Source organism: Flavobacterium frigidimaris (assembly GCF_002217275.1).
Taxonomy (GTDB): Bacteria; Bacteroidota; Bacteroidia; order Flavobacteriales; family Flavobacteriaceae; genus Flavobacterium; species Flavobacterium aquidurense.
In genome coordinates, this window is the sequence record NZ_MUGV01000019.1 from 42,573 (window position 1) to 56,361 (window position 13,789).

A 13,789-nucleotide genomic window follows, 5' to 3' on the forward strand; every position below is an offset into this window, starting at 1 on the left:
TTAGCCGAATTAGTTATAATATGCCGTTCTGCTAAAGCCAAATTATAACTTTTTAAATTGACTCCAGCTTTATCAGGAGGCTATTCAATGAAAGTAATTCGAGTTTATTCGTAAAATTACTTTGTCTGTTCGCTATTTCAGGTTAAGGTTGTGGTAAAAATTAACTACAATATATTTAGTATTTTCCCATTGCCTGAACCCCATTTTCGGTGAATTTCAAAATTTCGGTTGTAATTGGATATCCCGATTTCTCATATTCTTCTACTATAACAGAGCCCAAACGTTCAGAAAAATATTCAAAATCTTGCTCTCCAAAAATGTAACAAAAGTCTCTCACAGGAATAACAGCATAAAATGGAAAACCAATATTACCTTGAACTAAATACTTAATTTTTGACGAAAAGAGACAAGCGCTTTTAAGCCAGACTTCCTCAATATCAATCATTCCAAGTTTATGATTTTCAACATCTTCAATTTCAATCTTTACTTTATCTGAAAAAGTATCTAAATTTAAATCAACTTGATTTTTTAGTTCTTCTAAGTCTAAGTTCCAGTCGATCAAATCATCTTCAGAAATAAATGAAAAGTTATTATTAGTATTTACCATAAAAACTTTACTAAATTCATCTGTCACCTTTTCATATATCAGATTTTCAAACTCAAAGTCATTAGGGAAAAATTGAACGTATATTTTATCTTTTATATTCTCCCAATCTTCTTTTTTTGATGAATGCGAAACAATTGTATTAACTAAATCTGTGATATAACTTTCATCATTATCTCTTTCGTAGTTACGTCTAACATTTTCTAAACTTACTTTTAATTCAGATTCTTCTACATTTATAAGAATAAATCCGTCTTTATCAATAAAATCAATAGTTAAGCCTTTATTTTCAAGTTGTATTTTAAACGTATTAAAAACAACATCTTCTTTGCTATTACTTTTGAATGAATTAGACATATTAAAATATTTATATTTTATTTAAATTAAACGTTCCTCAGAAATTACAGTTTCTAGTTCACAAAGATTTGCATTTTTTCAATTACTTTCCAAGATTTCCCAAATATTAAATCATTATCGTTCAATTCATAAGGATAATAAAAAGTGTAAGCTTCCATTTCTTTTTTATGCTCAACAAAAACAGCAATAGCGTCAGTTTGTTCTTCTTTTAATTTAACATCATAAAAAATTGCTACAGCCAGAAATTCATTTTTTCTCCAACGTAATTCTTTTTTAAGTTCTGTTATTATTGAAGTCGATTGTGGAAAATCATTTTCTTCATCTTCTTCAATTATTATGTGTTTAACTTTTTGTTCAATATTAACAACGGCTGATATGGGATAAAATTCTCCATATTCTTTTAGCAAACGTTCCACAAATGGGAATATCTCATCTAAAATGCTTTGAAAATCATTCATTTAATTATGTTTGAAGTAAAGAAAACCTTTGAGCCTTTGCCCCTATGAACCTTTGTTCGTTATTAAAGCAATCCATTATACTTCCTAACAAACCACTCAGTCGTCAATAAAACAGCGATTAAAATCAACAACCAAACCCAATCAATTAACGGCGTCTTGGTCGAAATATTTTTTTCTATCGATTTGTATTCTTTATTTTCAAGAAGTGTGTTGATCAAATTATCGGCTTGATCTTCAAAGAACGCTTTTCCGTTGGTTTGTAATGCCAATTGATTCAATTTTAAAACATCAGGATTTACAAATTGCTTTTCGATATCAAAATCCAGGATTTCAAAATGACTTGAATAAGATGTGTTTGAATTTAATTCTTTTACAGAGAAATTATATTTTCCGGCTGTTAAACCATCGAGGTTTACTGAGAAAGAATTATTTCCTTTTAACAAATCGTAATTTTTACTTTGTTTCGTTTCTGCATTTGTAACGGTAATTGTTAATCTTGCTTTCTCGTCAAACTCATAATTTTTATTGAAATACTGCGCATTGATTGCAATTGCTTCTCCTGAATTATAAAAGCTTTCGTGCGTTACAACTAGAGATTTTTTTGAAGTGGAAGAAGCCAAATATTGGATAATCTTATCTATAAAAACATCATACTTTTCAAATGATTGGTTGTCGATATGACTTTGCAAACGCCATTTCCAGCTATTTTCTCCCAATAAAAAAGCCGTTCTTTTTCCTTGATTTTCGGCGAAAGCCAATAAAGGAGCATTGGTAGAAACGTTTCTAATTTTTGAAGAAAGTAAAACAGATACATTTCCGTTGGTAGAAATTGTACCAAATAAATTTTGCAAAGGCGGGAAATTTTCAAAACCAAAATCTTCAATGGCAAACAAATTAAATTGAGATTGAAACTCTGACAAATAATCTTCTCTTTGTCCGCTCATTTTAAAAACAAGATTATTTTGTTGTTGGTTCAGAAAATTAAAATCGGTGCTGTTTCCGGTAATGATAAAAGTGTTTCTTCCGGCTAATTTATTATTATCAAAAATTGCTTTAAAGGCTGCTGTCGGCTGATACAGAACTAAAACTGAAGCATCTTGTAACTGACTAACATCATTTGGTTTAACCAAAATCACTTTACGTTGCGCATTAACTTCTATTGCACGTTTTAAAGACGCAATATCCGGATGATTAATCGACGAAACAATGGCAATGGTTGATTTTTGGTCAATAATTTCGACAGCAAAATTTTTGATATTATTATAACTGTTTTTCTCCTTTTGAGTGGAAGAAATACTTGCTTTAAAAATTTGTAAACCTACTTTATCAGCTGGCAAAAGTAAATTTATAGTTGCTGTTTTTTTAGAAGGAGAAAAAGAAACCTTTTCTTTTGCAACCACCGAATTTCCTTGCGAAATTGTAAAATCTGCAGTTGTTGGCTTATCTCCGGCATATTGCAGGAAAACTTCAACAGGAAATTTATTTTTATGAAAAGCGTATTTGTTGACGTTAAGCTGATTGATTTTTAAATCAAAAAAAGTGGTTGTATCTCCCACAACCAAAGGATAAACTTTATTGACAGGATCAAAACGATAAACGTAATCATTTCCTGTAGTTTGATTTCCATCCGTAATTATAATTGTGGGGAAAATCAGATTTTTATTGATGCTTTTAAGATTCTTGGCAACTTCGTCAAGATTGGTTTGTTTTCCTTTGAAATCAAATGTAGAAGAAGGCTTAAAATCAGCATCAAATTGATAAGACTGTATTTCAAATTTCTCCTGAAGTGCAGGATTTGAAATTATTTTTTGATACAATTCGGCAACTTTTTTATCTGACTTCAAAGCAACAATAGAACTCGAATTATCAACTGCAATTGCCAGTGGAGTTTTTGTTATTTCTAATGAATTTTTAGAAATTATCGGATTTATCAATAAAACCAATAAAGCAAAAATGGCCAAAAAACGTAAAAAAGCCAAAAACACAATCACATTGGATTTGTTTTTAGCTTTGAAATAATATTGAAAATACGACAAACCACCCGCTATTACTAAAGAAAGCAATAATAATAGAATCGTATTTGTAGTCATATTTATTTAGTGTTCAGTATCAGTTTACAGTAATCAGATTTAAAAAGTCATTATTTGCGACTATTTTGGTTCCAGTTTCAGAAAAAACTGATTACTAAAACCTTAGAATCTTAGCAACTTAGAACCTTAGCATCTTAGGTAAGCATTCCTCCACAAACATTAAGTACTTGTCCAGTAATGTATGCACTCATATCTGAAGCTAAGAAAAGACATGCATTTGCAACATCTTCAGTAGTTCCGCCACGTTTCAACGGAATTCCGTCTCTCCATCCTTTTACTACATCTTCAGGTAATTTTGCAGTCATTTCTGTTTCGATAAAACCAGGAGCGATAGCATTACAACGAATATTACGAGAACCTAATTCTAACGCCACAGATTTTGTAAAACCAATTGCACCCGCTTTAGACGCTGCATAATTTGTCTGACCAGCATTTCCAGAAACTCCAACTACAGAACTAATATTAATAATAGAACCTGCACGTTGTTTTAAGAAAGTTTTTTGAATCGCTTTGGTCATATTAAATACTGACTTTAAGTTCACATCAATAACCTGATCAAAATCAGCTTCTGACATACGCATCAATAAATTATCTTTTGTAATTCCGGCGTTATTAATTAAGATGTCAACTGTTCCGAAATCAGCCAAAACAGCATCAACAAAAGTTTGCGCTTCATTAAAATCGGCCGCATTTGATTGGTATCCTTTTGCTTTAACTCCTAAAGCATTCAATTCCGCTTCTAAAGCCTCTGCAGATGCTGCAGATGAACTGTATGTAAAAGCAACATTTGCTCCATGTTTAGCAAAAACTTCAGCAATTCCTTTTCCAATTCCACGACTAGCGCCCGTAATAATGGCAACTTTTCCTTCTAGTAATTTCATATTCAAAAATTAATTTTAATATTTATTTATAGCTATTCCTGCTATGAATGACTTGTCAAATATATGATAATTCCCTTTTTAAAAAAATAACAATCGCAATAACCTTTCAACATTACAAAATATTTCTGCTTTCTGTAGATTACATAAAATCAAAAAAGCAACTCAAAATTGAGTTGCTCCTTCTTCAAAATAAATTAAAACTAAACTTTATATTTGATTTTGCTTTGTAATGAAAAAAAACACCAATAGCATTCCGCCTACAATAAGCATTCTATACAGTGATGATTTAAACTCTGTTGTATCATTAAGCATGTCTTCTTTTTTTCTTTATCAGATCAATAACAATTGCCGGATTTATCAGTATAAAAAAAAACGACAGGTAATGTCTTTTATATTCTGGATAAAATCCTGTTATAGCAATAAGTATAAGAGCCCATAAAAAGAAAACAATGTTTATTGGTCTAATAGTTTTTTTTACAATAAAGACCTGAAGTTTAAAAAGTTAATTAAAAGCAGCTCAAAAAGAGCTGCTTTTCCCCAAAATTAAAAACAAACTAAAAATAATATTTTACTGGAACGAGTATGCAACCATTCTAAAAGGAGTAGTTGTACTTGTAAATGTATATGCTGTATAACCTGAAACCGGTGTTTTCGCAAAATATAGTCCCTGAGGATTCATAAACTCATCGTCAAGTGCTTTTAAGAAAGATGGTGTTGCTATCGCCGGCGAAGCTGCAGTTGCAACTGATTTCCAAACACCTGGAGTCAATGTCACAGTTTTATTCACGGCATCTGTTTTTATACTAAAATAGTGATATCTTCTTGCTACTGTTACCGCTGGGTTCGCTACAGCCGCAAATCTATATTCGATATAACTTGTTCCATCAGGATTATTAAACCAAGGCTGTATTCTACTAATCATTAATCCCGTTCCTGCACTTGCTTCTGAATTTGCTAATAATGATAAAAATAAAGAAGAATTTGCAGGTTCCGCTTTGGTTAAATTGTAGATATATGCATAAACATTATTCCCGCTAGCAGGCAATAATAATTTATAATCATCAGTTAAAACAAGAGGTTTTGTAGAGTACTTTATTACAGCACTTACTCCATTGGTCCCCGTTGCCGTAAAACTTCCTGTAGCATCATCATAAACGAATACGGATAATTTTTGTCCGCCCACTTCAACAGCAGGGCTAGCAATGATTCCGGTTGGCGTGTAACCAATTCCCATATCATAACTTACCGCATATCCTGTTTCAACAGAATTAGCTTCTGCAAAACGGGTTACATCACTAAACGAAAAATCAAATTGATGTTTTGTTGTTCCGTCATTCGTTTCTAATAATCTGAAAAGAGGACGTGTATCTGCTCCTATAACATTTTGCTCCATAACAATGTTCTTAGGAAGATTTGCCCAATCTGCAGCACTTGCTTTTACAAAACGTAATTCCTGAACACTTCTGTTCGTTTTAAAAATGATTTCACCATTTTCCTGTCCATAATACAAAAACTGAAAATCTCCCAAATACCCTTTTCCACGTAATAAATCAATTGGATAATCATTAGAATCTGATAAAAGGTGAATTCTGTTTTTAGTAGTAAAAACCAAACTTACAGTACTTCCTAACTGAATTGCATATTCACTTTTATAGGTTTTGGTGTCACTATCAAAATCAGATGCCATTTGCACAGTGCCATCATTTGCAAATTTGAACAAATGTGTATAACCACCTAATACTGTATTATCTGTAAAATAAACCGCTTTCCATCCAAACTCCGAAGAAAGTAATACATCGTTTAGTTCTTTTTTCTGAGTATTTAACCTTTCTGTTGGTGTTTGCTCAAATTTTTGCTCTGCCTCATTACTGCTGCAGCTTCCAAATTGCAATGAAATTATTATTACAATCAGATATTTTAATATATATTTTGCTTTCATAACATTCATTATTAATTATTTAGTACTGCGTTTGTATTTTTCTCTGCTTCATCGCGCAAGGCATAGAAATCCATATTGTACGCATCTTTGAAATATTTTACAACAAGAGCTTCTTTTGCCTTTATCTGTGCAACAGCAGTCTGACTTGTAATTCCAGCTAATATTGCAGCATATTCTGTTTTAGAATTAATCAACATCATAGAAGCCATTTCAGCAAAATCTTCATTGATATTCATTCTGGAATAATTAGTTATAAAACCAATTTCATTAGACTCTTCATCAGTGTATAAATGCCAGCTTGCCGTGTAACCAGCCGGCGTAATTGCTGCCCATGATTTTTCATCAAATGGTTTGTTTTGATTTAAAATATGAATGTATTCATGTTGAATAGTATGCAAAAATTCTTTGATATTAGCTCGGTTTTTTTTATTAACGTAATCGGTTTCAAAAAGTGTAACACGCTGTCCACCCTCGGCTAGTCCTAAAGTTCTTGTTCCAACCGTATTTAAGTTTACACCTCCAATTAAGACGATTTCTCTTGGTGCAATTTTTTTTACAAAATCTGCACCTCCGACAACGCGGTAACTATCCAACCAAATTTTCTGAACGATTTCAAGTGCAGGTTGTACTTTTTCTATCAATGGAGGAAATAAAAATCGGTTATTATCAACCGTATTTTGATTCCATTTATACTGTACATTAATATTATACGGATTTAGATAATTTACAGTAATCCAATTATCTAAAGCTGTTTTTGTTGGTTGAGTATAATCCAACTGGCTTTCTCCGGGTTGCTCTTCATGAGCACAGGAAACTAATGCTATTATCAATAGAAACAGTCCTGTTATTTTAGTATATTTTGATGATTTCATAAATCTCGAATTAAAGTTTTTATCTAGGATTTGTTTCAATACCATTGCTAGAAGCATGAAGCGGTATTTGTAAAGCTCTACGTTTATCATCTTTAGTCAAAATGTTTGTAGGCTGGTTAAAAATTTCATGTTTAACCTCAATATTAAAACGTTTCACATCAAACCATCTCATGCCTTCATGTATAAAATCTCTTCTTCTGGTTTCGGCAATAGCCTTGATATAAGAAGTTTGCACTGGCGTCAAAGCATAAAACGGAGTATATTCATTATCGATTACCGGATATTTTGCTATTACTTTGGCCTGTGTCAGGATATCTGTAGTTGCAGTATAACCTGTTGTTCTTGTTGCCATGAAATACTCCAATTCAGTATTCGCTAAAGCGATCTGACCTTTCATTATATGTGCTTCAATTCTGTTAAGGAAAAACTCATCATTACTTAGCAATACTTCTGCTAAGAAACCCTGACCAATGTTAGCTGTTACATTTGTGTATTTAAAATACTCGTAAAATTTTGGCACAAACGCTGTAACAAAACTGTTGCGCGAATAAATTGAATACAACCATGATTTACCAAAAATATTTGTTCCTGCACCTAATATTTCATTATATCTAGTTCCTGAAAGAAAAAATCTGTAAGCGCTAGTGCCTGAATAAGAAGCTCTGGCATAATATGATTCCGGAGAAACAACTAGTAAATTTGTTGGTTCGTCACTTTTTGCATAACGCATATTTTGAGTCTGAAAATCATCTAGTTTATAAGCAGCATAATCTCTAAGTTTACCAACAGGTTTTGACCCTAAGTCATTTGATAATTCAATAACTCTGTCCCAGTTTCCTTTTATTAAATAAAAACGGCTGGCAAAAGCTTTTCCGGCATCTTTATTAAAATGAAATTTAGGCTCTGAATAATCGTTGGTCAAAAATGGTAATCCTTCTTCAATATCTTTTTGAATAAAATCGAAAACTTCAGCTACAGTATTACGTTTGTATTTTGCTACTAACACTGTTTCTGGTTTTGTTACATACGGAATTCCTAAATCTTTATCAGCTGTTGCAGGATTATAACGTTGTGACCAGAAAGAAACCAGCATATAATGCGCATAAGCTCTGGCAAGTAGCGCTTCTCCTTTTTGCGGATTTAAACTTTTCGGACTTCCTAATTCTTCAATGGCTTCCAACGCTTTGTTCGCATGTGCAATTGCACTATAACAAGCGTCCCAATACGCAGCCTGAGTATCAGTATCCGTTTCACTTTGAATTTCCCAATTGTAGTTTTGCTCGTTTTTTCTTAAAGTATTAGTTAAACCACTATCAAAAACATTATCCGACATTGTCTCAGCAAAATCCAAATAACTTTCTTGTGGATAGGCGTTTACTAATAATTCAGAAATTTTTTCTGGAGTATCTATTTCGGTTCTATTATCTGGCTTTTCAGAAAGGAAATCATCACAACTAGTAATACCTATAAGTACTAATAGAAATAAGGTTATTTTTATCTTTTTCATAATCTTAAATATTATAATGAAAGGTTTAAAGTAAAAGTGTATTGAGATGTAACAGGTAAAGCAACACCTCCGGAATTACGGAATTCAGGATCCTGACCATTTAATCTTTTATCAGAATAAATTAACCACGGATTCACAGCAGATCCTTTTAACGTAAAAGTGCTTACCCCAATTTTTCTCTTAAAATCCTTTGGAAATTCCCAGCTTAGCGAAACGTTTTTCAGTCTTACAAAATCACCATCAGCAATACGAACATCAGAATAATTATAAGTATTATAGGCTCTTGCGAGGGTACGCTCTCCACCATAATTTTCATTCAATCGTTTATCTGCAATTACAGGCACATTGGTAAAGTTTTCATCTCCAGGATTTATCCAACGATTCGTAAAATCTTTGGTAAATACCGTTAAATCATCATAAGTACTATCATAAACAGGATTCAAACGAACTTTATTTCCACCTGAACCTACGAAAAACACATATAACGACCAGTTTTTGTATGTAAAGGTATTAGCAAGACCAATAGATTTGTTTGGCTCAATTGAACCTTCATATTTTAGATAGTTGGTAACATCTTTGTTATCCTGAAAATCAGCTCCTGTAATATTATCTTTTTCACCTTCAGGCATTATGAATGTTGGCAATCCTTGTTCATTTAAACCTGTAAATTGATAAGAATACAATGAATTTCTTGGATGTCCAATTGTATTTCCGCCATTTCCATCAATCAAATCGAATGAAGTTGGCTTGTTCTCTAACTTTGTAATTTTTTGCGTGTAAACAGAAAAATTAAGCGTTGTAGACCATTTAAAATTCTCAGCATTTATGTTTCTTGTAGTAAAGCCTATCTCAAGACCTTCAGTTTCCATATTTGCATTATTTCCTTGCTTAATTCTTTGACCTCCAATACCGGAAGTCACAACATAATCAACTAAATCAAAAGCTTTACGACGGTAAATATCTGTTGTCAATTGTATTCTGTTATTGAACATTCCCAAATCAACTCCTAAGTTAGTTTCGTATTGTTTTTCCCAAGTCAAATCGCCATTCTGCAATTGATCTATTTTAATTCCGCTTTCTCTGTCAGCAAGATTCAAACGATCTGTTATAAAACTTTTGTAGATAGCCAATGAATTTGTTGCTGGCCCCGCAGTAGCAGTAAGTCCGTAAGAACCTCTTAAACTTAAATTGTTTACAGATTCTACATTTTTCATGAAATTCTCTTCAGAAAGATTCCATTTCCCACTTACAGTATAGGTTGGCAACCATCTTGATGAACCACTGTCTCCTTGTCTGTTCGATCCGTCATAACGACCAGTAACCGAAGCGGTATAACGACGATCATAGGTATAACCAACTTTTCCGAAAAAACCAACAGTTCTTTCTTTCTCTTCATTAAAGCCATAGTACGAATCTCCGGCATTAATAATTTTTTCAATCAATCTAGGATCAGTAAAAGCTGTAAGTCCTCTGTCGTACTGAATTCCCGCCGCAACAAAATTATCGCTGCTCCTATCTACAACTCTCATTTCTGTTCCAAAGAAACCTTCTAATTCGTGTTTTACATTGAATGTATTTCTGTAGGTAACACTATTTCTAACATTATAAGAAGTCATATCATTAGTGAACTTTCTCAAAAATCCTCCATTTGGTAATACCGAAACTTTTGGTGCCGTTAAATCATTAGGATCTTGGTACAAAAAGATATTTGCATCTCTGACAATTGTATTTTCCATAGCATTGTAAGCACCAACAACATTTGATCCTTCCAGAATTTTATGCTCACGAGTTGTATTTGCATAACGTGCCGAACCAGTAAAATTGTAAGTCAGGTGTGGATTAATTTTATATTCCAAATCCATTTGGAAACGAATATCTTTTACCTTAATCTCCATGAAATTGTTAGCCAATTCATTGATGATATTCATTGGAGCCCAGTTATTTCTGTAATACTCTAAATTTCGATTCTCATCATAAGGTCTAAGTGTTCTGCTTGTATTTAAAACATAGTTGAACGGATTTATATCAAAATCACGGGTTACTTTTCCAAAAACAACATCTTTTTCACTTTCATAACTACCAGGAGCACCCTGATCACGTATAGAACCCAAAGTTGACAACGTAATATTTAATTTATCATTTAAATAAAATGTTCCTTTAATGTTTGACGAAAGCTGTTTTACATCATCAGCAATAGTCCATCCCGGATCTGTATAATAACCTAAAGAGGCATAAAATGTATTGTTTTTTCCTCCTCCGGAAAAACTCAAAGAGTGATTTTGTGTAAAAGCAGGTTTAAACAAAACATTAAACCAGTCTGTATTAGCCTGTTCGTATTTTCTTAAGAAATTATTTCTGCTAACAGGATCATTGTTAACTAAATAACTATCCGTTTCTGGAACATACGTATTAATTGCTCTTCCTAAAAGATTATAAGCTCCACCGTATCTTCCGTTTACAGTCGTTGGTAAATCAAGATAACCTTTAGATTCCATTTCTTTAAAAATACTCATTGATTCCTGAGAATTCAATATATCATACTGACTGTAATTTGGTACTGTTCTGGCCGTTTGTTCAATAGAATAACTTACTTTTAAAGGAGAATCTCTGCGGCCTTGTTTGGTTGTAACAACTACCACTCCATTTAAAGATCTTGAACCATAGATTGAAGTAGCAGACGCATCTTTAAGAATTTCAATACTTTGGATGTCGTTTGCATTCAATCCCGCAACAGATGAACTTAATAAAGTTTCAGAATTACCTGAAGCCAAATCTGCAAATGTCAAGTTGATAATATCTTCCTGAACAACTCCATCAATCACCCATAATGGTTTTGTGTCACCAAAAATAGAAGATGATCCACGAACCGTAATTTTTGGTGCTGTACCAAAAGTTCCCGTTACGTTTTGAACAGTAACCCCAGCCGCTTTTCCTTCGATCATTCTGCTTACATCAACTACACCATCCACTTTTAATTCCGTTCCCGAAATTTTACTGATCGCTCCTGTAAAAGTTCTTTTAGAGGTTTTCTCATAACCTGTAGTAACAACAACTTCTTTTAAGTTTTGACCTAATTCAGTCAAAACAATTGTAGGTGAAGTATTTGAAGTTCCAATTTCTTTTGTTTCCATTCCAACATAAGAAATCACAATCGTAGTACTATTTGCCGGCATTTCGATAGAAAAATTTCCATCAAAATCGGTTAAGACTGCAATTTTGGTTCCTTTTGCCATAACTGTTGCTCCCGGTAAAGGACTTCCGTTAGAATCGGTCACTTTTCCTTTTATGATTGGGCCCGCAACCAATATTTCGAACAATGAATCATGATTAGTTGCACTTGAAAATGGATCTGCAGCCACATTCTTTTGCAAAATAATCTGATTACTAACTTCTGAGTAGCTAATATTAAAAGGTACTAAAATTCGATTAAGGATACTCGACAAAGTTTCTTCGTTTGCCTCGATGCTTACCTTTTGATTTAATTGTGGCAGTCTTGAATTATAAGAAAATTTCACATGTGCAGATTTTTCTATTTTTGATAATGCATTATCTAAACTCAAATTTGCAACTGTAATCGTAACTTTTGTATCTAGTTTTCTTTGCCCATTTACACTGTTCGCCATGGTAACACTTGAAAATACAAGTGCTAGGACAAACTGAAATAGCGTTATTTTCATGATTCGATGGAGTAATCGTTGTTTAACAACTGGTTTTTTCATAATTTTGGTTTGTTTTGATTAATACTGTTCGCGTGTATTTTAAGAAACGTACTGAATTACTCTTTACAGAGAGGAATTCAATTTTTATAAGTGTCGATAATGTTACAGCATTTCGGCACTTTTTTTATGCATATTGTTTTACATAGGCATTTAATATTAGTTTGGTTTGGTTATTTTTTAGTTTTTATATTGGCATTAAGGGTTATTTATATAGTTACAGCTATATAAATTGCTAGTTACAACCTTCTGATGTTATCGTTATTTGATTGCCATTCATTTCAAAATTGGTATTTGTGCCAATACTTTTGCAGACAATTTTTAATTTCTCTGTTAAGGGCTGATCACTTAGTGAAGTAGTCAAATGGCAATCTTTCAGTTTATTTTTAGGATAATCAATATCAACTAAATAAGCCTGTTCGATTGTTTCAAAAATTTGAGATACCGGAATATCAGTAAATTCAAAACTTAATTGCTCAATATTACCCACACTATGTACCAGCGTCTCATCTTGCGTAATATTTGTTATTTTATTGAATTTCAAATCACTCCTTAAAAACCGAAGTGCCTGATTAGGAAGCAGTACCACTTCTGGCTGATCTGACTTGGCCACCAAATCATTTGATTTTACCTTAACTTTACCGGTGCGAACAAGAACTTCAACATCAGGTTGATCAGAATAAGCTTTTATTCTAAAACTGGTTCCAACGACCTTTGTAACGATCTCGTTTGCATAAACGTAAAAAGGTTTTCTTGGATTTTTACTAATTTCAAAGAAACCTTCGCCGGATAAATAAACCTTTCTTTCGTTTCCGGTAAAGATTTTAGGGTAACTTAATTTACTATTGGGCTGTAACAAAACAGAACTACCATCAGACAATGTGATGATTTGTGGTTTACTGGAATTATTAGTCTGCTCCACTAAACCTTCACTATTTTCATCAATTAACTCTTTGTAAGTTACAACATTGTCTCTGCTGGAATGATTTTTATAAAACCAAACCGACATCAAACAAAAAAACAAACTCGCAGCAATTCCACTAAGAAGATATTTTTTAAAGAAATGGGCTCGTGAATTTTCAACAAAATTGATGTGATTTTCTTTTTCTCCGATTTTTATCCAGGTTGATTGTAACGCTTTATGGATATCCGAAGATGATAAGTCCGATTCCGGCACTTTCATAGCCAGCAACAAATGTCTTGCGTCTTCTACCAACTTAGCGCGTTGGCGATTCTCTAAAGTCCATTCTTCCCAACCATCTTCATCAATTTTTAATAAAATCCATGATTGAAATGATTCGTCAGACAAGAAGTCTTCTATTTCGATATATGTATTACGTTTTTGCATCTAAAAATGAGGTTACA

9 protein-coding genes are annotated in these 13,789 nt (G+C 32.7%); all 9 read right to left on the bottom strand.

Going from position 1 to position 13,789, the window contains the following annotated elements; genetic code table 11:
- Positions 1–175: 175 nt before the first annotated feature.
- Positions 176–961 (bottom strand): hypothetical protein, encoded by a 786-nt coding sequence (locus B0A65_RS11655; protein ID WP_074661237.1) that lies wholly within the window; start codon positions 959–961, stop codon positions 176–178.
- Between the two features lie 53 nt (positions 962–1,014).
- Positions 1,015–1,419 carry a hypothetical protein gene (locus tag B0A65_RS11660; RefSeq protein ID WP_074661234.1) on the bottom strand — a complete coding sequence of 135 codons (405 nt, stop codon included), beginning with the start codon at positions 1,417–1,419 and terminating at the stop codon, positions 1,015–1,017.
- 62 nt (positions 1,420–1,481) lie between these two features.
- The gene (locus B0A65_RS11665) at positions 1,482–3,509 is read right to left on the bottom strand and encodes a hypothetical protein (RefSeq protein ID WP_074661232.1); all 2,028 of its coding nucleotides are present in this window, start codon (positions 3,507–3,509) and stop codon (positions 1,482–1,484) included.
- Positions 3,510–3,643: 134 nt separating this feature from the next.
- Positions 3,644–4,390 (bottom strand): 3-oxoacyl-[acyl-carrier-protein] reductase, encoded by a 747-nt coding sequence (gene fabG, locus B0A65_RS11670; protein WP_074661230.1) that lies wholly within the window; start codon positions 4,388–4,390, stop codon positions 3,644–3,646.
- Between the two features lie 568 nt (positions 4,391–4,958).
- Positions 4,959–6,329, bottom strand: coding sequence for a DUF4302 domain-containing protein (locus tag B0A65_RS11680; RefSeq protein ID WP_074661724.1), 1,371 nt, complete (start codon positions 6,327–6,329; stop codon positions 4,959–4,961).
- Between the two features lie 11 nt (positions 6,330–6,340).
- On the bottom strand, positions 6,341–7,201 hold the full coding sequence (locus B0A65_RS11685) for a zinc-binding metallopeptidase (RefSeq protein WP_074661720.1): 861 nt from the start codon (positions 7,199–7,201) through the stop codon (positions 6,341–6,343).
- Positions 7,202–7,220: 19 nt separating this feature from the next.
- Positions 7,221–8,708 (bottom strand): RagB/SusD family nutrient uptake outer membrane protein, encoded by a 1,488-nt coding sequence (locus tag B0A65_RS11690; protein WP_074661225.1) that lies wholly within the window; start codon positions 8,706–8,708, stop codon positions 7,221–7,223.
- Between the two features lie 11 nt (positions 8,709–8,719).
- The gene (locus tag B0A65_RS11695; protein WP_074661222.1) at positions 8,720–12,427 is read right to left on the bottom strand and encodes a SusC/RagA family TonB-linked outer membrane protein; all 3,708 of its coding nucleotides are present in this window, start codon (positions 12,425–12,427) and stop codon (positions 8,720–8,722) included.
- Positions 12,428–12,659: 232 nt separating this feature from the next.
- Positions 12,660–13,772 (bottom strand): FecR family protein, encoded by a 1,113-nt coding sequence (locus B0A65_RS11700; RefSeq protein WP_074661219.1) that lies wholly within the window; start codon positions 13,770–13,772, stop codon positions 12,660–12,662.
- Between the last annotated feature and the right edge of the window lie 17 nt (positions 13,773–13,789).